Raw genomic sequence first — 24,891 nt, forward strand, 5'->3', positions numbered from 1 at the left:
GAGTTCACCACTGCCTCGGGTCGAAGATGAGAACCAGCATTGGATGGTGCTTCACCCTGCCCGTTTTGAACTGCTCTCGCAACCGTTATCATCAATGCTGGTGCATCAGTTCGAAGTGTGAGAGGACCGCTAATGCCTGTTTCTGCAAACCGTGTCTGGCGACAATTGCCCGATGAGATCCGGGTCGGAGCCAGCAGAGTATTTTGGGCTGAGTCAAAGGGCACAGAGAAACAGGTCCTCTTTGCCACTCTCGCAAAAGCGAAAAACCTGCGCGAGGTTTTTGTCCGCAAAAGCCCGATTGAGCGCCTGGCTAACTGGACGGCGGCAACCCTGTCGCTCCCTGACCAGATTGTGGATGACCTTCTGAAGCTGTACCTCCTCCACGAGCATCGTGCCGTGATTGTAAGCTTCCTTAATTCGCTGGAAATTCCCCATTCAGCGGGCATGATCGAGCAGGACTTTGACTTGGCCACCCTGACAAAGGAACGCGTTCAGGAGTCGGCCCGTAGCTTGCTCACATCCGCAGATCGTGCAGGCGCCGAACTGTATCTGAAGTACCTTGTGCTTCAAGGTGGGCCGTGGGCAGGGATTGAGGAAGTGATGCCGACCGGAGAGTGAGATCGCTGGCGAGGGTTCAATTCATCGACGGACACAGCGATTGCCCACTGGAAATATCGAAGCTATGTCGAGACTTATGCTTTGCGGTGGGTCGGACACAAGTTTGGCGCGCCTGTTTTTTGTGGATTCCCGAATGAATGGGGGGACCCCGATGGCCGCAAGAACAAAGACGCGGCGAGGGTGAGGCACCCGGAGGTTGGTGTGCTGAGAAGCGATCGTTCGCTGCTCTGGCTGACGAGGTTTGTGCCGGATGGGGTTGATCCAGCCCTGGCTCATTCGACGCGGAGTGCGACCATCGGGTCCACGCGCGTGGCTCTGAGCGCCGGAGCCCACACCGAAACCAGAGCGACAAGGCACAGCAGGAGCGGCGTTGCGATGAAGGACATCACGTCGAGCGGTTTGACTCCGAAGAGGAAGCCGGCAAGGAAGCGGGTGAGCCAGAAGGCGCCGGCGGATCCGATGAGCACTCCGATGATGGTGAGCGTCATTCCCTGACGGATGACCATGTTGCGGAGGTTGGCAGCGCGGGCGCCGAGGGCCATGCGCACGCCGAGTTCCTGGGTGCGCTGCTGAACCGAGTAGGACATGACGCCGTAAACGCCGATGGCTGCCATCAGCAATCCGGCAATCCCGAAGACGGTGAGAAGCAGCATGTTGAGGCGCTGTCGCGCGATGTTTGCCGCTTCCAGCTCTTCCATGGTGCGGATGTGCGCGACGGGAAGGCCGCCGCTTGCCTCGCGCAGAGCGGTTGCGATGGGTGTGGTCAAGGTGCGGGGATCGGCCTGGCTGCGCACGAACCACCAGAGCGGAGCGACCTTTGAATTGAGGGCTGTCTCGAGGTCCGGCATTTGCGCGAGCGGGATATACATCATGGGGGTGGGGTCGGTGTTGGGGCCGTTGTCATGAGTATTTCCCACGACGCCGATGACCTGGCGCGGACCTTCCGCGAAGGCCGGGCCGGCGCCGGCGCCGATCAGGATCTGATCTTTGAGCGGGTCGCGGCCGGCCCAGAAACGGCGGGCCATGGCCTCATTGATGACGGCGACGCCGGGGGCGGCGGCGTTGTCCTGGCGGGTGAAGGTGCGGCCGAGCGACAAGGGAATCTGGAGCGTACTGAAGTAGCCGTAGGAGAGGGAGCAAAAGCCGGCTCCGCCGGATGAGTCTGGTCCTCCTTTGGGCCGGCCGACGACGTCAAAGCTCATTCCGAAGCCGCCGGCCATGGGCAGGCAGTTGCTGACTCCGGTGTCGAGAACGCCGGGGAGGGCGTGGAGGCGATCGGTTCCTGCGAGGATGACCTGGGACACGGGGGCCGTGGTCTGAAAGCGGTCGCCGCTGACCGACATGGACATGCTCATTACGTTGTGCATGGCGAAGCCGGGATCGACGGCTTCGAGGTTCATGAAGGTGCGAATCAGCAAGGCGGCGCCGACCACCAGCACTACGGTGAGGGCCATCTCGGCGACAACGAGGACGGAACGGAGCAGTCCGCCGCGCACGCCGGTGCTGGCGTGGGCGCCGTTTTCATTCAGCGCGGAGGCGAGGTTGACGCGGGACGCGGTGATGGCAGGGATCAGACCGAAGGTGATACCAGTGAGAAGGGAAGCGCCGAGCGTAAAGAGCAGAATGTTGGCGTCGAGGGTGATGGCGGCGCCGTGTTCGCCGATGCGGGGGATGTCGCCGGGATTCATGCTGAGCAGGAGGCGGACGCCGACGAAACCCAGCACAAGTCCGAGTAGTCCACCGGAGAGGGAAAGGGTGAGGCTCTCGACCAGAAGTTGGCGGACGATTTGACCGCGTCCGGCGCCGAGAGCGGCGCGGGTGGCAAACTCGCGTTTGCGCGCGGCGGCTCTGGCGAGCAGGAGGTTTGCGACGTTGGCGCAGGCGATGAGGAGGACGCAGGCAACGGCTCCCCATAGAACGAGGAGTCGCGAGCCGGTATCGCCGATCATCTCCTGCTGGAGAGAAGCGACGCCGAAGCTTCCTTTGGGGGGCAGCGAATCGTCGCCATAGAGCCTTCGAAACTGGTCTGCAGCCAGGCGCATCTGGGCGTTGGCCTGGGGGATGGTCACGCCGGGTTTGAGGCGCGCCGCCGCGGTGAAGAAGAACACCATATCTTTGGAGTTGAGATCGAACTGAAAGGGGACCCAGAGATCGGCCGGGGTGTCGGTTACGAATCCGGGACCGATGACTCCGACGACAACGAAGGGCTGGCCGTCGACCTGGATGGTGGATCCGACGATGTTGGGATTCGCACCGTAGCGGCTCTTCCAGAGGCCATAACTCAGCACGGTGACGTGACCGCCGTTGGGGCTGTCTTCCTCGGCGGTGAAGGTGCGGCCAGCGATCACGGGCGCGCCGAACATCGCGAAGTAGTCCGCGGAGACGTGGATGCCCTGGACCTGCTGAGGGTGGTCGCCGCCGGTGAGGTTCAGGCCCGCTCCGCCGAAGTCCATTGCGGCGACCTGCTGGAAGATGCTGGTCTGCTGCCGCCAGAGGCTGAACCGGGGTATGCTGGCGCCCGCGAATGAGCCTTGCGGGCCTGTATTGGTCAACGAGACCAGTTCCTCTGGGTGCGGATAGGTCAGGGGCTTCAGCAGGACCGCGTCAATCACGGAAAAGACCGCGGTGTTTACGGCGATGCCTACGGCGATGACCAGAACCGCGATGAGCGTGACGCCAGGGGTTTTCCTGAGTGCACGCAGAGCGAAGGAGAAGTCGCGTTTGAGGTCTTCGATCCAGGGGAGCGAGCGATGGCGCCACTCGCGCTCACGCAAGCTCCGCGGGTTGCCGAAACGAAGGTTTGCCTGGCGGCGGGCTTCCTCCGGGGAGAGGCCGAGGGACTGGTTGCCATCTTCTTCATGGGCGATGTGAGATTCGATCTCGTCGGCGAAATCCTGGTCTTTGTTGTTCCGATCTTGAAAGCGACGAAAATTCATGCTCGTTTCCCTCCCGCTTATTCGAACGACTCTCCAAGAATCAAGCCGATGGCGCGCGTCATCCTCCGCCATCGGCCCGTAGCGGCGTTGAGTTCTTTGCGGCCTGTGCTCGTGAGCCGGTAGAACTTAGCCCTGCGATTGTTCTGGCTCACGCCCCACTCGGAGGAGACCCAACCGCGGTCCTCAAGCCGATGCAGCGCTGGATAAAGCGAACCCTGCTCAACTTCAAGCGCGTTCTCCGAGGTCTGCTCGATCATGTGGGAGATGGTATGACCGTGTGCCGGTCCGCGAACGAGGGTGCGCAGGATCAGCATGTCGAGCGTGCCGTGCAAAACGTCTCCGGCTTCCGGGGGTCTCTTCATGGCCATGAGCGCCGTCTCCACTCGAACGACTATGGGAAGCAGTTATACACCACTCGGATGACTATGGGAAGCAGAAATGAATTCCGAGGAAGAGGCGATTGCGCGGTGTCCCTCCCGCAATCTGCGAAATTGGCGCATGATCCGAACCGGATTTCTCCCCGGGACCGCAGGTGCTGCCTGCCGGGGTCTCTCGAATGCGATTTCCGATTGTGCGGCCACTCGCCGGAGTGGTTCACGGATGGCCAGACTCCATCAGCAGTGCGCGAAAGAACAGCGGCGACTATAACTTTTTGCAGTTTCGCGTGCTGCGCGATGTAGGAGAGGTGAAGTGGCGAGACCGCACCAGATGCACGCTGACGGTTTGCATGTTTGCCGCACGCGGCGAGCGGCGTGAACCTGATGCGATCAACTCAGTGCAGCGGAGCGAATCAGAGGGGGCCGCGATTGCGGCGGACCCGTGCCGCGACGAAAAGGAAGAGCGCTGCGACGGCGAGGCCGCTCCACAGATCGGCGCTGAGCAGAAACCGGACGATGTTCAGATGCGCCCAGGCATGCATGGCATGGTCATTCCCGGGATAGGCTTCAGAGCCCGGGGCTCCGCCGAAGCGGTACTGCATCCAGTGCGGGAAATAGGCGGTGTTGAATGCGATCTTCTCGAGAACGCCAATGGCGACAGGTGGTAAGACGGCCCAGAGAAATGCTGCGCGTCGCGCCCATGCGGAAGCCAGGAGCATCCAGGCGTAAGCGGGCGCAAACCACAATCCGTGGAGAGCCAGCATGTGGTAGAGCATCATCATCCACATAGTGGACAGGGAGAGGTTCGTCCACAGGAGGGTCAGACTCAAGCCACTTACCTGCAGTATCACGAGGTCAAGCAGCAACATCAGCATTTGCGTAACGACGGTAAGTGCGACGGTGATGAGCGGAACGACGAGGAGCGGGATCATCATTTTCGAGAGCACTACGGTGAGGTCGGAGAGGGGGAGGGACTTCCAGAAAAGGATGCTGCGATCGCGCCGCTCGCCATGCAGAGCTTCGACACAATAGAAGATGGAGACGACAAACCCGATGCCCATCAGGAACATTGCAGCCAGGCTAAATGGCCGCTCGATGGCTTCCTGGAGTTGCATCGTCCCGAGTGACTGGGCGGAGCGTACGTTGGCGACCATGTGCGAGGAGCCGATCAGAAATCCAAGAAGTATGAGGCCGGCAACGATTAAAGGCGCAACGTAGATGGAGCGATGTTCCCATAGTTCGCGGCGGATGGACCAATAGAGTATGCGGTGCGGGGAGATAACCGCAGGAGCAAGGGGTTGTGATTCGAAGCCGGACATGGGGGTGGAAGGCGAACTCATTGTGCCGCTCCGTGTCTCTGGGGCTGGTTGGACATTACCGCGACGAATAAGTCGGCGATGCTCGGGGTCCGAGTGTCGCCTAACGAAGCAAGTTGCGTTCGGTCGACGCCATCGAAGATGAGCAGGGTGCGGTCGAGGGTTTGGCGCTCGCATATCGGCTTGAGTGCGCGGGCGGTGGCGAGTTGCTGGGAGCGTACCTGCAGTTCGGTGTATCGCGATTCGAACTGCTCCATGCTGGTGTCGAGCACGATGCGTCCGCGGTCGATGAACATGAGGTCGGTGAGGACGTGCTGCACCTCTTCGACCTGATGCGTGGTCACGATGATGGTGCGGCTGCGATCGAAGTAATCGTTGAGCAGCGAATCGTAGAACTGACGGCGAAAGAGGAGGTCAAGGCCAAGGGTCGGCTCGTCGAGGACCAGCAGGCGGGCATCGATTGCCATGACAATCGCAAGCTGCAGTTGGGTGACCATTCCCTTGGAGAGATGGCGGACTTTGCTGGTTCGCCTGATGTCGGTTTTCGCCAGGAAGCTATCGGCCCTGGCACGGTCAAATCGGGGATGCACCCCGGCGACAAAGTCGAGGGCCTGAGAGACGCGAAGCCAGCGCGGAAGGATTGCGACGTCGGAGATAAAGCAGACGTCGCGCATGAGCCGGTCACGGCAGGCCCACGGGTCGAGGCCGAGCACAGTCAGTTGACCTTCGTAAGGTGTGAGGCCAAGTATGGCGTTGAGGACCGTCGTTTTGCCGGCGCCGTTGGGGCCGATGAGTCCCAGGATGCGTCCCTGTTCGACGCGTAGATCGATGCCCTCGAGGGCAACAGTGGTTTTGAACACTTTGCGAAGGCCGCGGCCCTCTATCAGCGCCATGTCAGCGGTCCTCCTGTTTGGGATTGGATCTGGGTGGTGCAGCCTGCAACAAATCTTTCGCAGCGAAGCCGAGGAGCTGGATCTTTGCGCTGATGCGGGGCCACTCCTCTGTGAGGAATTTCTGGCGCTCCGCTGCGAGCAGCAATTGGTGAGCGCCGACGGTCACGAACATACCCAGTCCTCGCCGCTTCTCGACCAGTTTTTCTTCTACCAAGTCCTGGTAACTCTTAAGGACAGTGAGCGGATTCACCCGATATTCGGCAGCGACCATACGCACTGAAGGCAGGGGGTCGCCTTCTTTGAGGATGCCGTCGAGGATCATGGCGACCACGCGATCGCGAAGCTGGCGGTAAATCGGCTGGCTGTCGTTCCACTGAAGATCCATCCTGATGTTTGAAACTCCTGCAACCTGTTATCTGGTTAGTTTGTACGTTGCAGGTCAAGGCGCGCCAGCACGGGCTTGTCACCCGCCATGAACGTCCATTCTTCGATGTGATGGCCGGAGTCGATGATGGTGAACTTTGAGTGATGCATGTGGTAGTGGGGATCGCCGGCGATGTCGAGGAACTCAAAGTCGAGTGTCTTGCCATCCGGCAGCGACTTGCCGATCATTCGGGGACGATTTCCGGCGTCACAGTAGTGGGTCAGCGTGAGCAGATTGTTATCGAGATAGAAGAGGGTGATTGGGTCGTCTTGTCTGCCCTCAATTTTCATCTCATGCAGGAAGGCATTTCCCATGGATGTGACGCGCAACGTGACATGAGCATGTTTGTTCTGAACTTCGGAGGCTACGGGCGTGGTGGTGAGCGTGCCCTCCCACGAGCCGGCAAGCGTCTTCAGCATTTCGACGGATTTTTTCGCGTCAGTGGGGGGAGCTTTCTGTATTGCATCGGACTGGGCGAAGGCGGCCGTGGCGAACGTGGATAGAACAACGGAGAGAACTAGACGAGAACATCTCATGTGGAACTCCTCCTCAATCTGGCGGACTCATCGCGGCTTGAAAATCCCGCGCGATCTAGTGTTATACATAACCATAACACCGAAACAGAATGCAAGCTTTTTTTTTGAGAATCGCGGCGCCTCGTACCGGATGGCCCGGCGGTGCGTGCTGTTTCAGGCCGTCGTTTAGGAGTTTGCTTTGTCGAACTGCGCTGATCAGGAGAGGACATCGGCGGGTTGCCGGGGCGGCCCGAGTCTTCAGTGTCGGCTTTGCCAGGAGGAGAGCTACTGCTTGAATTGCGATAATCACTGCCATGGCATCGCTGGAGAACTTCAGGCTCACGGTGTTTCGCAAGGTAGCTGAGCAGTTGAGCTTTCGCAAGGCGGCTGAAGAGCTGTATTTAACGCAGCCGGCGGTGAGCCAGCAGATCAAGGCGCTGGAAGAGGAACTGGGAGTGGGGCTGTTTGATCGCAGCGGATCGCGGGTGAGCCTGACCCCCGCGGGGACGGCGCTGCTGGAGTATTCCGAGCGGTCATGCCGTCTGCTGGAGGAGGCGCTGCAGGGAGTGGCGGCGTTCAGCGGAAGCCAGGCCGGACGGCTGACGCTGGGGGCATCGACCACCATTGCGCAATATGTGCTGCCACGGCTGCTGAGCGAGTTTTGCAAGGCACATCCGCGGGTGAGCCCCACGCTGACCAGCGGCAATACGGAAGAGATTGTGACGGCGGTGGAGGAAGACAAGATCGTGCTGGGCTTGATTGAGGGTCCGCCGCGGAACCGCGACCTGGCGTTGACGCCGTTTCTGGAGGACGAACTGGTATTGCTGGTTCCGGCGGCGCATGAGTGGGCGGAGGGCAGGGGGATTGCGCCGGAGGACCTGGCGCGCGCGCCATTGCTGATGCGGGAACGGGGATCAGGCACGCGGCACATTGTGGAGATGGCGCTGGAGAAGCACCACATTCGCCGCGGTGCATTGAACGTGGTGATGGAACTGGATTCGACGGAGGCGATCAAGTCGGCGGTGGAGGCGGGACTGGGGGTGGGGTTTGTGTCGCGCTGGGCGATTGCGAAGGACGCGCGGTTCGGGAGCGCTTTCCGGATTGTGGAGATTGCGGGGATGCGGTTTCGGCGGCAGTTTGTGCTGATTGCGCGGAAGGGGCCGGAACTGGCGGGAGCGGCGGCGGAGTTCCGGAATTTCGTGCTGGCGAGGACGCGACGCAAAGCAGCGGATTAGCAAGAGCGAGTTGGCGAGTTAGCGAGTTAGCCCCGAGGTTCTGAAAGAGAAGTTTGGGGGTGTAAGCTGCGTGACGAGCCGGTTTGAAGGGCGGGTATAAGCGGCAGTGATGGGGCATCAGTGTTTCTGCTTGGACGTGGGGACGCACGCCGGCGAAGACTGGATGTGTGTCGAAGATCGTATTTCTAGCTGGTTTGGTGATGGCGGCGAGCGGGAGGATTTCGCCGCCTGTGGCACTGGCGCTTGGGATTGCTTACGGATTCAGTTTTGAGCACGCGTTTCAGGGGCATGCTCGGCGCGGAGCGAAGCTGCTGCTGCAGGTGTCGGTGGTGGGGCTGGGTTTCGGAATGAACCTGCACCAGGTGCTGGAGGCGGGGCGGTCGGGATTTTTCTATACGGCCTGCAGCATTTCGGTGGCGCTGGTTCTGGGGTGGGCGCTGGGGAAGCTGTTGCGGGTGAAGGAGACGACGTCCTTTCTGATCTCAGCGGGGACGGCGATTTGCGGGGGGAGCGCCATTGCGGCGATCGCGCCGATTGCCGAGGCCAGCGAAGAGGAGATTGCGGTATCGCTGGGGACGGTGTTCCTTCTCAACTCAATCGCGCTGGTGGCCTTTCCGTTGATTGGCACGCAGCTTCACATGTCACAGACGCAGTTCGGTCTGTGGTCGGCGCTGGCCATTCACGATACGAGTTCCGTGGTGGGCGCGGCGGCGAAGTTTGGCACGCTGGCGCTGGCGGTGGGGACGACGGTGAAGCTGGCGCGGGCGCTGTGGATTGTGCCGCTGTCCCTGGGGACCGCGGCGGTGAAGAAGAGCAAGGCGCGCATCCAGTGGCCGTGGTTCATTTTGTTCTTCTGTCTGGCGGCTGTGGCGGACACGTATGTGGGCGTGCTGCAGCCGGCTTATCCGGTGATGAAGCAGGTGGGGGTCATGGGGCTGACGGTCACGCTGTATCTGATTGGCTCAGGGCTGAGCATGAAGACGATCAGGCTGGTGGGCGCGCGGCCGCTGCTGCAAGGGATTGTGCTGTGGATCGTGGTGGCCGCGGGGTCGCTGGCGCTGATCCAAATGGGGATTGTTCACCTTTAAATTCAGGGTACGGCGGGGGTGCTGTGGGGATGGATGGATGCAAGCCAGCCATCAAACTCGGCGAGGGCGCGCTCGCACTGGATGCGGTGTCGTTCTTTCTTGTCGCGGACCTTTTTGCGGAGTTCTTCTTCGAGGGGAACGAGCAGATCAAAGGTGATGTTGGCGGGCTGGAAGTTTTTGGCGTCGGCGTGGGTGATGTAGTGGACCAGGGAGCCGAGGGCGGTGGGGCGGGGGATGGGGATGGGCTGTTCGCCGCGGGTGAGGGCGGCGGCGTAGATGCCGGCCAGCAGGCCAGTGGCGATGGATTCGGTGTAGCCCTCGACGCCGGAGATCTGCCCGGCGAAGAGGAGCTTCCGCTCTTTTTCCTTTAGCCCCAGGGTCTCGTCGAGGAGGGCGGGGGCGCAGATGTAGGTGTTGCGGTGGATCTGGCCGTAGCGGAGGAAGCGGGCGTTTTCGAGGCCGGGGATGAGGCGCAGGACTTTGGCTTGCTCACCATATTTGAGGTGATTCTGGAAGCCGACGAGGTTGTAGCTGTCGGCGCGGAGGTTCTCTTTGCGGAGCTGGACGACGGCCCAGGGGTTTTTGCCGGTGCGGGGATCGCGAAGGCCGACGGGCTTCATGGGGCCGAAGCGGAGGGTGTCGCGACCGCGGCGGGCGAGGATTTCGATGGGGAGGCAGCTTTCGAAGTAGTCGAGCTTCTCCCATTCTTTTGCCGCGGCGGGCTCGGCGGCGAGGAGGGCGTCATAGAAGCGGTCGTACTCCTCGCGATTCATGGGGCAGTTGATGTAGTCGGCGGTGCCTTTGTCCCAGCGGGCGGCGAAGTAGACGCGGTCCATGTCGATGGTTTCGGCATCGACGATGGGGGAGATGGAGTCGTAGAAGGCCAGGTGCTGTGAGCCGGTGATGCGCTGGATGTCGCGGCTGAGGGCGTCAGAGGTGAGGGGGCCGGTCGCGACAATGGTGATGCCGTCATAGTTCTCGAGGCTCGTCACTTCTTCGCGGATCACGCGGATGGCGGGGTGGGCGTCGATGGCCTGCTGGATAAGGCGGGAGAACTGGACGCGATCGACGGCGAGGGCGTGGCCGGCGGGTACTGCTGACTGGTCGGCGAGACGGAGGAGAGCGGAGCCGGCGCGGCGCATCTCTTGCTTGAGGAGCCAGGGGGCGGTGTTCTCGGATTCGCTTTTGAGGGAGTTGGAGCAGACCAGTTCGCCGAAGTCGGTGGTCTGATGGGCAGGGGTGAGCAGGGGCTTGCCGTCGACGATGCGGCGCATCTCGTAGAGCTCGACTGGGCACCCGAGGCGCGCGGCGGTGAGGGCGGCTTCAGGGCCGGCGAGGCCGCCGCCGATGACGCGCACTTTCACTGGGTGACCTGCTGGCCGGGCCGAGGGGGCTGGGCCGGTTCCGCTGATCTCGAGGAATCTCCGGCGAGGCGGCGCAGGGCGTTGCCGCTGACGCGGACGTTGCGCCAAGTGTCGAGGAATTCGGCGCCCAGCGACTGGTAAAAGTCGATGGCGGGCTGGTTCCAGTCGAGGACCTCCCATTTGAGGCGCGCGCAGCCCTTTTCGAGAGCGATGGCGGCGAGGCGCAGGAGGAGGGCCTTGCCGACGCCGTGGCCGCGGAAGGGCGGGTCGACGAAGAGGTCCTCGAGGTAGAGTCCCGGCCGGCCGAGCCAGGTGGAGTAGTCATAGAAATAGAGGGCGAAGCCAACAGGCTGGTCGTCGAGCTCGGCGATGAGGCACTGAAAGTAGGGATTTTCGCCAAAACCGTGGCGCAGGAGGTCGTCTTCCGTGGCTTCCACGGCGTCGGGCTCGCGCTCATAGGCGGCCAGGGCGCGGATCAAGCGGAGGATGAGTGCTGTATCGGCGGCCGTAGCGGGCCGGATCGTTGTCGCCATCTTTATATTGTAGGGTGTGATCCTCGCCACATTTTCAGGGGTCGGGGAGGCACTACCATAGGGGCTGCGGGGCGGATCTGCAGGGCTGCACGCAACCCATTGCCATGCAACCGTGTTCACATGGAGGCAGGGCCTTGCGCCCTTGTCTTGAGGTTGCGCGAGGGTTTAACTTGGGCTGTGCTGGACGAGGTGTATGCGGGGCATGTCGTCGGGCCGGGCTGGTGCGAACACGATTTCCCGCATGCTTCGCTCCTCTTCCTGGCGCGGATGCCGTGCGCAGGGTGGATTGAGATTTTGATTTCTGAGCCCGCGGCCTTCCGGCTCGCGGAGCTCCAAGGAGAAACAACGATGAAAAGGATCCTCTCACTTTGCCTCGGACTGGCAGCCTATGTTGCTGTCCCAGTGATGGCGCAGGCGCCGGCAGCGGCCCCCACGGCGGCCACGGGCAAAATCCACGGACATGTGATTAACCCCACGGGCGCTCCCCAGAGCAATGGCAATGTGACGGCCGTGCCGCAGGGCAAGGATAAGGGGACGGTGTTCGAGGTGAACCCGCAGGGCGAGTTCACCGGCGATGTCCCGGCAGGCACGTACACGCTGGTGTATCGCCAGCCGGAAACTCCGCAGGACAAGCAGGTTGACCACATCGAGAACGTGAAGGTGGTGGCCGGCCAGACGACGGAGCAGGACATTGATATGTCCCGCGATGCGTACATCAAGACCTTGCCGGAAGAGCAGCAGAAGCAGCTTGCAGAGATGCGCAAGCACAACTCCGAGGCGATGAAGAACAACCAGGTGGTAAAGCAGCTCAATGGGGACCTGAAGACGGTGGCAGACGACATCCACGCCGCTGACGGGGCGCGTGCGCAGGCCACTCAGGAACTGGGCGCGGGCGCCACCAAGCAGGCCCTCGACGCGAAGGAGCAGGAGATCAAGGCCGCCAAGTACAACGAGGTCGAGCAGATGATGACCAGGGATACGGCGGCGAAGACGGATGCGTCGATCCTTTGGGCCCGGCTGGGGCAGGCGCAGGTGGGATTGAAGAAGTACGATGACGCCATCACGTCCTTCAAGAAGGCGATCGATCTCGAAACCACGTCGAAGAAGCCGAATCCGGAGGTACAGGGTCTGGCGCAGAGCGGCATTGGCGAGGCCTACGCCCGCACGGGCAAGGTTGAGGATGCCAACGCCGCATATGACGCCGCAGCCAAGGCCAATCCGTCGCAGGCCAGCTTCTACCTGAAGAACCAGGCCGTGATCTTCTTCCAGCAGGGCAATGCTGCCGCGCAGGTGGCCGCGGCCGATAAGGCCATTGCCGCCTCCACCAACCCCAACGATCCCAACCTGGCGATCCTGTACTACCTGAAGGGTCAGGGGCTGGTGGGGAACGCCACGATCGATCCCAAGACGCAGAAGATTATTCTGCCTCCGGGCTGCGCCGAGGCCTATCAGAAGTATCTGGATCTGGCGCCGAGCGGCCCCTATGCGGCGGACGCCAAGGGGATTCTGGATCAGGCGGGGCAGAAGATTAATTCGTCGTACAAGGCCGGCAAGAAGTCGTAGAGCCGGTCCAGAGGCCCGGCACGGGATGCGGGCGCAACGGACACAAGACAGAAGGGCGCTCCCTCGCGGGCGCCCTTTGCTTTTGGCGGCGCGAGTCTGCGGGGAGTGGGAGTGAGTGCCGGATTGTGGATTTAGTTGGGCTACTTTGGCGGCGGGGTTCGGCGGAGACATTTCGTAAAAACTTCTTAGTCTTCATAACTTTGCGAGGCGAGCCCGGTCTAAGCTGGTAAGTACCCGATCTGGGATCCGGCTATCCTGTTTGTAGTTCCTCGTGCATAATTCGGAAACCGACGAAGTTCGGCTGCAATCTCCCGATGTGTCTGTTGCAGGACCGTGATGGACGTACAGCTGCTTTACCTTTTCAGCCCTGCTGAGACATTCCCATTTCAAGACGCCACAAGGAAAAGTCATGAAGACCAATTTTGCACTCTCCCGGAAGCCTGGGCATCGGATGGGCGGCGTAATCGCTGGGACCCTTTTGATGGCGAGCACCATCCTGAGCGCGCAGAACGTTGCGCCGCGCATCTCGGAACCCGTAAATGACGCATCCCGCATCGCGCTGAAGGGCAGTTTAAGCGCGAGCATCCGGGCGGCTATGGATCAAGGCGCGGCAGCTGCTTCGACGCAGATGACGCATGTGCGGCTCGGACTGAAGCGCAGCGAAGCTCAGGAAGCGGCGCTGACGCAGTATTTGGCCGAGCTGCAGCAGAAGGCGTCGCCGAACTATCACAAGTGGCTCACTCCGGAGCAGTTTGGGGCGCTCTATGGGCCAGCGGATTCCGATATTGCAGCAGTGGTGGCGTGGCTGGAGTCGCAGGGGCTGACGGTGGAATCGGTTTCCAAGGCCAAGACCGACATTGCGTTTTCGGGAACAGCGGGACAGATCCAGAAGGCGTTCCGGACCCCGATCCATTCGTACTCGCTGAACGGCCGGCAGTTTTATGCCAACACGGCCGCGCCCACGATTCCGGCGGCGCTGGCGGAAGTGGTATCCGGGGTGATGCGGTTGAACACTCTGTCGCCGCGACCGTTGTCGCACCGGGGCACTCCGGCAACGCTGGATCTGAATACCGGCCGGTTCACGCCTATCAATGAAGTGGACGGCGTGGCGCCTGCCGGGGTGCGGGCTCGTCCCGATCTGAGCTATGCGGGAACGGGCTCGGCCAAGTATCTGTATGTTGTGCCGGGGGACGCAGCCACCATTTACAACACCCCGAACAGCTACAACGCCAACTTCTCCGGCTCCAGCAGCTATACGGGCGCGGGAGTGACGATCGGGATCGGTGGCGACGCCAACGTGAGCGCAACGCCGGTGGTGAACTACCGCACCGCGTTTTTGGGAGACATCACGGCTCCGACGATCACGTTTACCGACTCCGTGACCAGCACCAACGATGCGGATGAGGCTTATCTGGACATGGAGATCTCGGGCGGGCTGGCTCCGGGCGCGACAGTCCATTACTACGCCTCGTCGGACTTGTACAGCGCCATTGAACAGGCGCTGAACGACAACAAGGTGGATATCTTCAGCCTGAGCTTTGGCGCCTGCGAGCTTGCCTACTCGACGTCCGATAACCAATTCGTTGCCGGGTTGTGGAAGCAGGCGGCGATGCAGGGCATCGCGGTGACGGTATCGACCGGCGACAACGGCTCCGCGGCGTGCGACCCGACGAGCAACGGCAGCGGGGGCAATATCACCGCGGCCGCAGGTGGCCTTGCGATCAACGGTCTGGGATCGACCGCGTACAACATCGCGGTGGGCGGCACGGACTATTACAGCCTGGAGAGCAACTTCAGCACATACGCCACGGTTCCCGATTCGACCGGGACAGGGGGGAGTTCCGGGACGTTTTATCGATCAGCGAAGCAGTACATTCCGGAATCCACCTGGAACGATTCGACCTCCAACAACACGACCGTGAGCGCGAATGTGCCCTGGTCGGTTTCCTCCGGACTGCAGGAGATTGTGGCGGGCAGCGGAGGCAAGAGCACCTGCTCGACCAACACCACCGTGGACAGCTCGACCACCTACACCATAGGGACCTGCACGTCAGGGTACAGCAAGCCCTCGTGGCAGCGTGGCACGGGTGTTCCGCCCGACGGTGTACGCGATGTTCCCGATGTCTCGCTTCTGGCCGGCAACGGTCTGGAAGGCGCGCTGTGGGCAGTTTGCGATACGTACGTTACGGGTGGAGTGACGTTCAACTGCACCGACGTGACCGGTACGCAAAACGTGGATGGATTTGGCGGTACCTCCGCATCGGCTCCGGCGTTTGCAGGCATGCTGGCCCTGGTGCAGCAGAGCCAGGGCGGTGGCCGCCTGGGACAAGCGGCGGAAAACCTCTACAACCTTTACAAGAACAGCTCCAGCGCCAGCACCATTTTCCACGATGTGACGGTAGGCAATGTTTCGGTGCCGTGCACATCGGGAACGCCGAACTGCTCGAAGAACTCCGCCGGGAACTACTTTCTGACGGGCTATGACACGACGGGCGGCTACGATCTGGCTACCGGTCTGGGCAGCGTAAACGTGAGCGCGCTGATTTCGAACTGGAGCAGCAGCCTGGGCTCGGCAGCGGCAACGGTGACGGTAACTCCAGCCAGCTCCACAGTGAACGTGGCGAACTCGCTGGATGTTACGGTTGCGGTGAGCGGGGGGTCAGGAACGACGACCGGATCAGTGACACTGAAAGACAGCGGGACCTACACTTCGGGGTCCGCGGATCTGAACAGCGGAACGGTGACCCTCACGATTCCCGCCAACAAACTCAAGGTCGGCACCGATACCCTCACCGCTACCTACAGCGGCGACGGCACGTACTCTTCTGCGACGGGAAAAGCGACGGTGACAGTGGACGCCGCCGCACTGACGCCAACCACCACCAGCCTTGCGGTGGACAACAACACGCCGACGTCAGGAACCAGCATCACCTTCACGGCTGCCGTGGCGCCCGCTGCGGCCACGGGAAGCGTGACGTTCAAGGACGGCACAACTACGCTGGGCACGCAGAGCCTGGGTTCAGGCTCCGCTACGTACAGCACCAGCGCACTGACAGTGGGGACGCACAGCGTTACGGCGGAGTATGGAGGCAACTCGACCTACTCTGCTTCGACCTCGAGCGCCGTGACGGTAACTGTGGCTGCTCCGGTGAAAGGCACGTTCACCGTGGCGCTGAGCCCGAGCACTCTTTCCGTGAAGCGCGGCTCAACCGCAAACGAAACACTCACCCTGACGCCCGCTCATGGCTACACGGGGACTGTGGGCTTCAGTGTGAGCTCGTCGAACGATACGGCGCTGACGAACCTGTGCATATTCGCGGGCTCGGGCTTCGACAGCAATGGCAATCTCGCAGTCAGCGGCAGTTCGGCCGTGACCGGAACAGTGCAGATCGACACGAGCGCGGCGGACTGCGCGAGTTCGGCTGCGATTCGGGCGGGGGCACACGGCAAGCCGCTCCTCGTACGCGGTAAATCGGCACATGCCAGCAACCAGAAAGGCAGCAGCTCGCTTCCGGGAGGACTGGCGTTTGCGGGTCTCCTTCTGGCCGGTCTGCTGGGTCGTTCTTCGCGGAAGCTGCGCGGCCTGGCATGTGTAATTGCGCTGGTGGCGGTAACCTACGGCTTGAGCGCATGCAGCAGCAGCAGTGGCGGTTCAAGCTCATCGGATCCGCCGAAAGGCACCTACACCATCACGGTCACAGGGCAGGACTCTGCAGACAGCTCGATCACCGCGCAGAGCAGCTTTACGCTCACCATCAATTAAGCACGGGAATCGGATCACTACACGGCGGGCGCCTTTGGGCGTCCGCTTTTTTTACTGCCGCATGGGCGATGGGGTAACTTTTCCATGCCTTGAAATCCACCCCGAGCCCCGCCATGAAAATTGCATACCCTTCGCTTCTTCTTCTCGCGTTCGTGTCGGCATCAGCGTTCGCCCAAGCCCAGAACCAACTCCAAACCGCCCCGCAAGCCTTTCCTACCGCGGAAGAGGTGAAGGCCGCCGCGGCCATGCCGTTCCGCAACCCGGCGCTTCGCATCGAGCAGCGCGTGGACGATCTGGTATCGCGGCTGACGCTGGAAGAGAAGGTGGCGCAGACGCTCGATCGTGCTGCGGCCATTCCGCGCCTGGACATTCCTGCATACAACTGGTGGAATGAGGGGCTTCACGGAATTGCGCGCTCGGGATTTGCGACCATGTTTCCGCAGGCCATCGGCAATGCGGCTACGTGGGATGCGCCGCTGGTGAACCGGATCGGCGAGGTTGTTTCAGTGGAGGCGCGCGCCAAGTACAACGATGCTCTCCGTCACGATAATCATGATCGCTACTACGGCCTGACCATCTGGTCGCCTAACATCAACATCTTTCGCGATCCGCGCTGGGGACGGGGGCAGGAGACCTACGGCGAAGACCCGTTTCTCACTGCCCGACTGGGGACGGCGTTTGTGAAAGGCATTCAGGGCGACGATCCGCAGTACTTGCGCGCCGTAGCAACTCCCAAACACTATGCGGTGCACAGCGGGCCGGAGAGCACGCGGCATGAAGCCAACGTCGATCCCACGCCGCACGATCTGTGGGATACCTATCTTCCCGCGTTCCGCGCGGCCATCACCGAAGGCCATGCCGACTCGATCATGTGTGCCTACAACGCGGTTGAGAAGGACCCGGCTTGCGCAAGCAAGATGCTCCTTGGGGACATCCTTCGCGGCGCGTGGCAGTTCCATGGCTTTGTGGTCTCCGACTGCGATGCGATCGACGATTTTTCGCAGCCGCACGGGCACCACTTCTCGCCCGATCACGCGGCCGGTTCCGCGGCCGGTATCAAGGCAGGCACGGACTTGGATTGCGGCACCGCATACAAGGGCCTTGTGGATGCGGTGCACGAGAACCTGGTGACGGAAGCTGAGCTCGACACGGCTGTGAAGCGCCTGTTTACCGCGCGCATGCGGCTGGGGATGTTCGACCCGCCAGAGAAGGTGCCGTTCCATTCGATTCCGTTTAGTGAGGTGAATTCACCCGAGCACGGCGAGCTTGCGTTGCGCGCGGCGCGCGAGTCGATGGTGCTGCTCAAAAATGATGGCGGGGTTCTGCCGCTCAAAGCGGGCACGAAGACCATCGCGGTGGTTGGCCCACTGGCTGCGTCGCTGGTCGCGCTGGAAGGCAATTACAACGCGATCCCGCTGCATGCGATTCTTCCGGTTGATGGCATCGTCAGCGAGTTTGGAGCGGAGCATGTGGTGTATGCGCAGGGTTCGCCCTATGTAGCGGGAGGCGAAGTGCCGGTACCGCGCACGATGTTGCGCACGGCGGTTGGCTCGTCTGAGCAGGGATTGAAGGCCGAGTACTTTGTTAAGCCGGCCTTGGACGGCAAGGCTGAGATCACGCGAGTGGATAAGGAGATTCAGTTCGACTGGGCCTTTGCCAATCCGGTGCCGAGCTTATCCGCGGATAGTACCAATGAGGCGTTTGCGGTGCGCTGGAGCGGTGCGCTGGTTGCGCCCGCACCTGACACTTACAACGTGCAGTTCCGCCTGCCCATGTGCACGCCGTGCGGGGGCAAGGTGCAATTCACGTTATATGTGGATGGAAAAAAGTTGGAGCCTGCTGTGCCGCCCGCGCCCACGACGGACAAACTGCCCCCTTCCGGCCGTAACTACGGAGCGATTCAGCACTTCAGCATTCCGCTCGACACGAAACCGCACGAGGTGCGCATCGAGTACATTCAATCGGGCCGCATCCCATCGAGCACCGTGGCTTTTGAATGGACGCCCTCCGAGCAGATGCTGCGTGACGAAGCCCTGGCCGCGGCAAAGAAGGCGGATGTTGTGATTGCTTTTGTTGGACTCACGCCGCGCCTTGAAGGCGAAGAAATGCGCGTGAATGCCAAGGGTTTCTCCGGCGGCGACCGCACCAGCATAGACCTGCCGGACGTGCAGGAGGAGATGCTTCGAACTGTGGCTACTGCCGGCAAGCCGGTTGTGGCCGTGTTGCTCAATGGCAGCGCTCTTGCGGTGAACTGGGCAAAAGAGAATGCGCGCGCGCTGGTTGAGGCATGGTATCCGGGGCAGTCTGGTGGGCAGGCGATCGCTGAAACGCTCAGCGGCAAGAACAATCCAGCGGGCCGCCTTCCGATTACGTTGTATGCGGGCGTGAACGATCTGCCCGCATTTGACGACTACTCGATGGCGAATCGCACTTATCGGTACTTCAACGGCACGCCGCTGTTCGCCTTTGGGGACGGCCTCAGCTACTCGCGATTCACCTATGCGCATTTGAGTTGTCCTCTCACGAGGTTCACGCCGGCGATACGCTGAAGGTTGAGGCGGATGTGACGAATGCGGGCGGTGTAGCCGGCGATGAGGTGGTGGAGGTTTATCTCACGCCTCCACACAGCGCGGTGTCTCCCCGGCTGGCCCTGGCTGGTTTCGAGCGTGTTCACGCCGGTCCCGGCGAAACGCAACACGTGTCGTTCACCGTTGATCCGCGCGGGCTGTCTCAGGTGGACGAAGGGGGCGCGCGCGCTGTCAGGGCAGGGAAGTACCGCATCTCGATTGGTGGTAGTCAGCCGAGCGGAGATACGTCTGCCGGAGTCATCACGCAGGAGTTCACGATCGAAGGCACGCAGGAACTCCCGCGCTGAGAGGTCGCAGGCGGCGGAGCACATTGCATTGAACGCGGGGGTTGCGGGCGAAGCCGCTCTGCCGGGGTGTGCCTGGCTGCGGGCGTGCTCCCGGCTGCGGCGTGCTCCCGGCTGGCTGATTCCGAACAGGGCGGAGGAAAGCGATTACCACGCTGTCGAAAGGGTGGGGGCCCTCCCTCGGCTTCGCCTTCATGGAGCGATTTACTGTCATTATTACGAGTTGCGTTTTGGATCCGGGCAGGGGTTGACAACCGTTACCGCGATCTTCTAATTTTTGTTGCGCTGAGAAAACGCTTCCCCCATTGAAAAGATCCTCAGCGATCCTTATTTCAGTCCGCGGCGCCTTGAGGCGCCTGGACCCTCTTTACTTCGGGCCGACCGGAGTTTGCATGACTTCCCCTTGCTCAGCGCAAACCCGCCGGGACTTCGAACACTCCCACGTTCGCGTTCCGGGTTCGACAGGTCGGGCAAGAATCTATGTCCCGACCCATGACAAAGAACTTGTCTGAACCAAGTAATCGTTTGCTTGGAGGCAAACTCATGACGCACACAGCTATATTCCGGAGAAAAGGCGCATGCAGGCAGAGCCGCGCATGGTTTCTGGTCCTGGGAGTACTCGCGATACTGCTTTTCGCAGCACCAGGTCTGAGAGCGCAGGACAACGCGACGATCAACGGCACTGTCGCGGACACCAGCGGAGCCGTGGTCCCCAACGCCACGATCACGATTGCCAATGAGGCCACCGGCCAAAAGCGCGAGACCGTTTCCAACACCACGGGCGCATACCGGTTCGCCAACCTCGGTGTCGGCCGGTACTCGCTGACGGCGGTTGCCAAGGGCTTTCAGAAGTTCAGCAAGACGGGCATTGTTGTAAACGTAGCGCAGACCATTGAGGCCGACGTAAACCTTACGGTTGGCAGCGAGGCTGAAACTGTAACGGTTGCGGCCGATGCACTGCAGGTGCAGTCGCAAACCAGTGAGGTGAGCACGCTGATCAGCGGGCAGCAGGTGGAGGAGCTTGCCACCAATGGCCGCAACGTCACATCGCTTGCAGCGCTGGGGATGGGAGTATCCAACAATTTGCCGGCGTTCAGCGGCGTGAATGCTCTCACCTCGGCAAACGGCATCAGCTTCAACGGCACCCGCACCAGCCACAACATTTACATGATCGACGGCGGCGAGCAGAACGATCGTGGCTGTGGCGGATGCTTCATGAATCTGCCATCGCAGGACTCGATTGCCGAATTCCAGCATCTCGACAGCAACTACAGCCCCGACTACGGCCGCGGCTCGGGCGGAACCATTCTCATGGTTCTCAAGTCCGGCACGCACGATTTTCACGGCAGCGTGTACGAGGCGAATCGCAACACCGACTACAACGCCAACGACTACTTTCTGAACGCGGCGGGCAAAGCCCGGCCCAAGTTCCAGCTCAACATTCCGGGCGGCAACATTGGGGGACCGCTATTCATCCCGCACGTCTACAACAACGCCCGGAACCGCACCTTCTTCTTTGTCAATGAAGAATGGCGCCGCCTCATTCAGGGCAGCTCGCCGTCTATTTCGAACGCCATTCTGGCGAGCAACTTCCCCAGCGCCGGCCAGGATTTGAATTACACCGCACCCAAGGGCGTTGCTCCGATTGTGCCCACCACGCAGGATCCGGCAAAACTGGCGCTGTACGGGTCGAACGGGCTGACGGCGGGGCAGCCTTTCCATCAGAACGGCGATGGGACCTACCTGATCCCCGCCAACCTGATCGATCAGAACTCTGTGCTGGAGGTGAATGCCGGCACGTTTCCAAAGCCCAACTACAACAATGGCACGCAGTACATTGCGTCCATTCCGCAGCCCACCAACGTGCGTGAGGACATTGTCCGCATCGATCACTCTATCAGCAGCAAATATCAGCTGATGGGCCATTACCTGCATGACACGCTGGCGCAGAATTACTTTCCGCCGCTGTGGGGCGACAGCACCTATCCCACTGTGGGTACGGCGATGAACAATCCGTCTTACTCGGCAGTTATCAAGCTCACCCAGACCTACTCGCCGAATCTTCTCAACGAGACCGGCTTTTACTACAGCGGCAACAAGATCACGCTTACTCCGCTGCCCGGGCCGGACGGGGGGCAGTTTGCGATGCCCGATGGCTGGAATGCAAACAGCTTTTTCCCGGTAGACAATAACCGCATGCATCGCATGCCCGAGGTGCAACTGCAGGGCTCGCCGCTCAATGTAACCTGGAGCCCCAGCTACTTCCCCTGGAAGAACGGCTACGAGGGCTTTGATTATCGCGACGACATCTCGTGGACCAAGGGCAACCACCAGATGAAGTTTGGCGCGGCCATGCTGCATGACTACAAGAACCAGGAACTGCAGTACAACACCAACGGCGTGGTGGCGTTCAACTCCAGCAACTTCTCCGGCGACTCCTATGTCAACTTCATGCTGGGCATGGCTTCAAGTTACTCGCAGCTCGAGTACCTGGCCGGCAAGCACTGGGTAAACAACAATTACAGCTTCTACGCCAACGATAACTGGCACGTCTCACCGCGACTGGTGCTGAATCTCGGCCTGCGCTACGACGGTCTGCCGCACGCGTTCGAGCGCTATAACAAGTTCTCGAATTTCGTGCCCGCCTACTACGACTACTCGCTGGGCAATCCGGTTCAGTCGGACGGCACGTTGATCCCTTCGGCGCTGTCCACCTTCAGTCAGACCGGCACCGAGCAGTTCTATCTCAACGGCATTCGCGAAGCCGGCGTGAACGGATTTCCGCGGGGCGCCGTTCATGATCACTACAACACCTTCCAGCCTCGCGTTGGTTTTGCCCTGGATGTTTTCGGCAACGGCAAGACGGTGTTGCGCGGCGGTTACGGCATGTTCTTTGAGCGTGTTCAGGGCAACGACGTGTACAACGCCGCTCTCAATCCGCCCTACGCTTACATTCCATCGGCTAACAACGTTTACTTCTCGAACCCGAATACCAGCGCGCTCACGGGAGCAACGACGCTGAATCACTTCCCGTCGAGCCTGACCACGATCAAGTACGACTTCCCGGCTCCTGGCACGGCTAACTTTAGTCTCGGCGTGCAGCATCAGCTTGCGCCTTCAGTGATCGCCGTGGTGCAGTACGTTGGCTCCAGGGGCTGGGACCAGGACAACGATCGGCAGATCAACACCCTGCCGCTGATCGATCCGGGTTACATTGCGGGAGATCCGAATTCACCTGGGCCTTACGATAAGCGCAAGGGAGTGGCCAGCGGCGCACTGAACCCGAACCCGTATCGTATCTTCCCCGGCTACGGCTCCATCAACCAGGAAGAAAACGAAACCAACTTCAACTACAACTCCTTGCAGGCGGGGATCCGTGTCGAGAGTCGCCACGGGCTCACCACGCAGGTGGCCTATACCTGGTCGCATCTGCTGGACGAGATTTCCAATGACCTGGGCGGCCTTTCCAATCCGTTCGACGCCAAATACGACTACGGTTCGGACACCAGCTTCGACCGGCGTCACGACCTGAACGTCAGTTACATCTACGCCCTGCCGTGGTTCAAGCGCGGCTCCAATGGGTTTGCGCATGTGGTGCTGGGAGGCTGGTCTATCTCCGGCATCACCGTGGCGGAGACCGGCATTCCTCTGAACGTGCGCTACACCGGCGCAGATCACCTTGGCCTCACGGCGGGCGCCAACCGGCCTGACATCATGGCTAAAATCACTTATCCCAAAAAGCAGACTGCGTGGTTCAGCACCAATTCGTTTGCGGATCCGGCGGCTCCGTGGGACGGCGGCCCCAACCAGGGTTTTGGCAACGCGCGCAAGGATTCGGTTCTCGGCCCCGGGCTCCTCAACTTCAACCTTTCTCTGCTCAAGAATATCCCGCTGAGCGCGAACGAACGCACGGCAATTCAGCTTCGCTTTGACTCGTTCAACACCTTCAACCACGTCAACTGGACGAGCGTCGACGTCAATAATCATGACGGCAACTTTGGCCAGGTTACGGCTGACTACGGTCCGCGCATCCTTGAACTCGGTGGCAAATTCACCTTCTAGGAGCGCACGGTCTGCATACCGGCGCGGCAGCCATGCTGCCGCGCCCTTGCTTCCGCAGGATTGTCTGAGCTTGCTTGGCGTGTCTGCGCCAAGCGAGAATTCAGGTCAGGAGTGGGAGTGAAGCTGGTGTCAGCAGGGCATTGTCTCAGGGCCATCCTTTTTGCGGTACTGGCGGCGTGCTGTGGTCTTTGGGTAGACGCGCAGTCTGACCCGCGGCAGGCGGCAGTCTTGCTGGAGCAGCAGGGCCGCGTGGCCGACGCTGAGACCGCGTGGCACGCGGTGCTGGAAACCCATCCGGCGGACCCGGAAGCATTCGCTCATCTGGGACTTCTGGAAGCGCGCCAGGAGCACTACAAAGAGGCGATCATCTTCTATCGCAAGGCCGTGGCGCGGAATCCTCATATGCCTGGGCTTCGGCTGAACCTCGGGCTGGCGGAGTTCAAGGGCGGAGACCTGAAGGGGGCGATTCAGAGCTTCGAGGAGTTATTAAAGGCTGCGCCGAAGAACTCTTCCGAGGCCCTCCGTTACACCACTCTGCTGGGCCTTGCGCACTATGGGCTGGGCGAATATTCCGCGGCCATTCCCTATCTCAAGCAAGCCACCGCCGCGGATCAGCAGAATCTACCTTTCCGCCTGGCGCTCGCGCATAGCTGCCTCTCCGCGCGCCAGTTTACCTGCGTGCTCGATGTGTATCACGAGATCCTCAGTCTCAATGCAGAATCGGCTGAAGCCGACATGCTGGCCGGCGAGGCTCTGGATGAGATGCGCGATCATAGCGGCGCCATTGAGCAGTTTCGAGCTGCCGTCAAAGCCGATCCCAAGTTTCCGGATGTGCACTTCGGACTAGGGTATCTGCTTTGGACGCAGAACCAATTTGACGAGGCCGCGAAGGAATTCCAGGCCGAGCTCGACAACGTGCCAGAACATCCCCAGGCGCTCGCATTCCTGGCCGATGCGGACATGCAGATCGGCAAATCCGATCAGGCGCTTGCGTTGATCGAGAAGTCTATTCGCATCGATCCCCGGCTGGAACGCGCCCACCTTGATCTGGGGATTCTCTACTCCGACGGCGGCCGACGTGACGAAGCGCTGAAGGAGTTCGAGATTGCGGAGAGGCTCGCCCCGGAGGATCCGAACGTGCACTGGCGGCTGGCGCGACTCTATCAGTCGATGGGCAGAAGGCAGGAGGCCAAGGCCGAGTTCGACAAGACCAACAACCTGCACAAGGCCGAGAACGCCACCATCTTCAGCAAGCTCAAGTCAGCCCAGGAGAAGGGGAAGCCTGCGGACGACGCGGCATCACTTCCTGCGGCACAGAGGTGAGCCGAGGGG

General features: G+C 61.2%; 17 protein-coding genes. 9 read left to right on the forward strand and 8 right to left on the reverse strand.

Going from position 1 to position 24,891, the window contains the following annotated elements:
- Window positions 1–132 precede the first annotated feature (132 nt).
- Entirely contained in the window at window positions 133–618 is a 486-nt protein-coding gene (locus VGL22_RS04145) for a hypothetical protein (RefSeq protein ID WP_465265623.1), read from the forward strand.
- Window positions 619–890: 272 nt separating this feature from the next.
- On the opposite strand, the gene VGL22_RS04150 is transcribed toward VGL22_RS04145, so the two are convergent.
- The 6 genes from VGL22_RS04150 to VGL22_RS04175 all read right to left on the reverse strand — a co-directional run bounded on the left by VGL22_RS04150 (window position 891) and on the right by VGL22_RS04175 (window position 7,100).
- A complete protein-coding gene (locus VGL22_RS04150; protein WP_465265624.1) occupies window positions 891–3,554 on the reverse strand; it encodes an ADOP family duplicated permease in 2,664 nt (887 codons plus the stop codon).
- 17 nt (window positions 3,555–3,571) lie between these two features.
- A complete protein-coding gene (locus VGL22_RS04155) occupies window positions 3,572–3,922 on the reverse strand; it encodes a PadR family transcriptional regulator (protein WP_465265625.1) in 351 nt (116 codons plus the stop codon).
- A gap of 422 nt (window positions 3,923–4,344) precedes the next feature.
- Complete coding sequence (locus VGL22_RS04160) at window positions 4,345–5,271, reverse strand: ABC transporter permease (protein ID WP_465265626.1); 927 nt, start codon at window positions 5,269–5,271, stop codon at window positions 4,345–4,347.
- On the reverse strand, window positions 5,268–6,140 hold the full coding sequence (locus tag VGL22_RS04165) for an ABC transporter ATP-binding protein (protein WP_465265627.1): 873 nt from the start codon (window positions 6,138–6,140) through the stop codon (window positions 5,268–5,270). The genes VGL22_RS04160 and VGL22_RS04165 overlap by 4 nt, the downstream gene beginning before the upstream one ends.
- A gap of 1 nt (window position 6,141) precedes the next feature.
- Window positions 6,142–6,525 carry a GntR family transcriptional regulator gene (locus VGL22_RS04170; RefSeq protein WP_465265628.1) on the reverse strand — a complete coding sequence of 128 codons (384 nt, stop codon included), beginning with the start codon at window positions 6,523–6,525 and terminating at the stop codon, window positions 6,142–6,144.
- A gap of 35 nt (window positions 6,526–6,560) precedes the next feature.
- Window positions 6,561–7,100 carry a hypothetical protein gene (locus VGL22_RS04175; protein ID WP_465265629.1) on the reverse strand — a complete coding sequence of 180 codons (540 nt, stop codon included), beginning with the start codon at window positions 7,098–7,100 and terminating at the stop codon, window positions 6,561–6,563.
- A gap of 293 nt (window positions 7,101–7,393) precedes the next feature.
- On the opposite strand from VGL22_RS04175, the gene VGL22_RS04180 reads away from it, so the two are divergent.
- Together VGL22_RS04180 and VGL22_RS04185 are read left to right on the forward strand one after the other, a co-directional pair.
- Entirely contained in the window at window positions 7,394–8,314 is a 921-nt protein-coding gene (locus tag VGL22_RS04180; RefSeq protein ID WP_465265630.1) for a selenium metabolism-associated LysR family transcriptional regulator, read from the forward strand.
- Between the two features lie 167 nt (window positions 8,315–8,481).
- Window positions 8,482–9,402: a YeiH family protein gene (locus tag VGL22_RS04185; RefSeq protein ID WP_465265631.1), complete on the forward strand. Its 921-nt coding sequence runs from the start codon at window positions 8,482–8,484 to the stop codon at window positions 9,400–9,402.
- A 2-nt stretch (window positions 9,403–9,404) separates the two neighbouring features.
- Here the strand turns inward: VGL22_RS04185 and trmFO are convergent, their stop codons facing one another.
- Both trmFO and VGL22_RS04195 read right to left on the reverse strand, forming a co-directional pair.
- Window positions 9,405–10,766, reverse strand: a complete 1,362-nt coding sequence (gene trmFO / locus VGL22_RS04190; RefSeq protein WP_465265632.1) for a methylenetetrahydrofolate--tRNA-(uracil(54)-C(5))-methyltransferase (FADH(2)-oxidizing) TrmFO — start codon at window positions 10,764–10,766, stop codon at window positions 9,405–9,407.
- Window positions 10,763–11,299 carry a GNAT family N-acetyltransferase gene (locus tag VGL22_RS04195; RefSeq protein WP_465265633.1) on the reverse strand — a complete coding sequence of 179 codons (537 nt, stop codon included), beginning with the start codon at window positions 11,297–11,299 and terminating at the stop codon, window positions 10,763–10,765. Before VGL22_RS04195 ends, trmFO begins: the two co-directional genes overlap by 4 nt.
- 348 nt (window positions 11,300–11,647) lie before the next feature.
- Between VGL22_RS04195 and VGL22_RS04200 the strand changes: the two genes are divergently transcribed.
- The 6 genes from VGL22_RS04200 to VGL22_RS04225 all read left to right on the forward strand — a co-directional run bounded on the left by VGL22_RS04200 (window position 11,648) and on the right by VGL22_RS04225 (window position 24,882).
- Window positions 11,648–12,862, forward strand: coding sequence for a carboxypeptidase regulatory-like domain-containing protein (locus tag VGL22_RS04200; protein WP_465265634.1), 1,215 nt, complete (start codon window positions 11,648–11,650; stop codon window positions 12,860–12,862).
- 409 nt (window positions 12,863–13,271) lie between these two features.
- Window positions 13,272–16,625 carry a protease pro-enzyme activation domain-containing protein gene (locus VGL22_RS04205; protein ID WP_465265635.1) on the forward strand — a complete coding sequence of 1,118 codons (3,354 nt, stop codon included), beginning with the start codon at window positions 13,272–13,274 and terminating at the stop codon, window positions 16,623–16,625.
- Between the two features lie 113 nt (window positions 16,626–16,738).
- Window positions 16,739–19,174, forward strand: a complete 2,436-nt coding sequence (locus VGL22_RS04210) for a glycoside hydrolase family 3 C-terminal domain-containing protein (RefSeq protein ID WP_465265636.1) — start codon at window positions 16,739–16,741, stop codon at window positions 19,172–19,174.
- Window positions 19,138–19,500 carry a fibronectin type III-like domain-contianing protein gene (locus tag VGL22_RS04215; RefSeq protein WP_465265637.1) on the forward strand — a complete coding sequence of 121 codons (363 nt, stop codon included), beginning with the start codon at window positions 19,138–19,140 and terminating at the stop codon, window positions 19,498–19,500. The genes VGL22_RS04210 and VGL22_RS04215 overlap by 37 nt, the downstream gene beginning before the upstream one ends.
- A 540-nt stretch (window positions 19,501–20,040) precedes the next feature.
- The gene (locus tag VGL22_RS04220; RefSeq protein WP_465265638.1) at window positions 20,041–23,559 is read left to right on the forward strand and encodes a carboxypeptidase-like regulatory domain-containing protein; all 3,519 of its coding nucleotides are present in this window, start codon (window positions 20,041–20,043) and stop codon (window positions 23,557–23,559) included.
- Between the two features lie 117 nt (window positions 23,560–23,676).
- A complete protein-coding gene (locus tag VGL22_RS04225) occupies window positions 23,677–24,882 on the forward strand; it encodes a tetratricopeptide repeat protein (protein ID WP_465265639.1) in 1,206 nt (401 codons plus the stop codon).
- The last annotated feature ends 9 nt before the right edge of the window (window positions 24,883–24,891 follow it).

Source organism: Occallatibacter sp. (genome assembly GCF_036502485.1).
Lineage (GTDB): Bacteria > Acidobacteriota > Terriglobia > Terriglobales > Acidobacteriaceae > Telmatobacter.

Bases quoted from the DNA above. Each gene is read 5' to 3' on its own strand.
- VGL22_RS04145 (WP_465265623.1), top strand. From the start codon at position 133: ATGCCTGTTTCTGCAAACCGTGTCTGGCGACAATTGCCCGATGAGATC.
- VGL22_RS04150 (WP_465265624.1), bottom strand. From the start codon at position 3,554: ATGAATTTTCGTCGCTTTCAAGATCGGAACAACAAAGACCAGGATTTC.
- VGL22_RS04155 (WP_465265625.1), bottom strand. From the start codon at position 3,922: ATGGCCATGAAGAGACCCCCGGAAGCCGGAGACGTTTTGCACGGCACG.
- VGL22_RS04160 (WP_465265626.1), bottom strand. From the start codon at position 5,271: ATGAGTTCGCCTTCCACCCCCATGTCCGGCTTCGAATCACAACCCCTT.
- VGL22_RS04165 (WP_465265627.1), bottom strand. From the start codon at position 6,140: ATGGCGCTGATAGAGGGCCGCGGCCTTCGCAAAGTGTTCAAAACCACT.
- VGL22_RS04170 (WP_465265628.1), bottom strand. From the start codon at position 6,525: ATGGATCTTCAGTGGAACGACAGCCAGCCGATTTACCGCCAGCTTCGC.
- VGL22_RS04175 (WP_465265629.1), bottom strand. From the start codon at position 7,100: ATGAGATGTTCTCGTCTAGTTCTCTCCGTTGTTCTATCCACGTTCGCC.
- VGL22_RS04180 (WP_465265630.1), top strand. From the start codon at position 7,394: ATGGCATCGCTGGAGAACTTCAGGCTCACGGTGTTTCGCAAGGTAGCT.
- VGL22_RS04195 (WP_465265633.1), bottom strand. From the start codon at position 11,299: ATGGCGACAACGATCCGGCCCGCTACGGCCGCCGATACAGCACTCATC.
- VGL22_RS04200 (WP_465265634.1), top strand. From the start codon at position 11,648: ATGAAAAGGATCCTCTCACTTTGCCTCGGACTGGCAGCCTATGTTGCT.
- VGL22_RS04205 (WP_465265635.1), top strand. From the start codon at position 13,272: ATGAAGACCAATTTTGCACTCTCCCGGAAGCCTGGGCATCGGATGGGC.
- VGL22_RS04210 (WP_465265636.1), top strand. From the start codon at position 16,739: ATGAAAATTGCATACCCTTCGCTTCTTCTTCTCGCGTTCGTGTCGGCA.
- VGL22_RS04220 (WP_465265638.1), top strand. From the start codon at position 20,041: ATGACGCACACAGCTATATTCCGGAGAAAAGGCGCATGCAGGCAGAGC.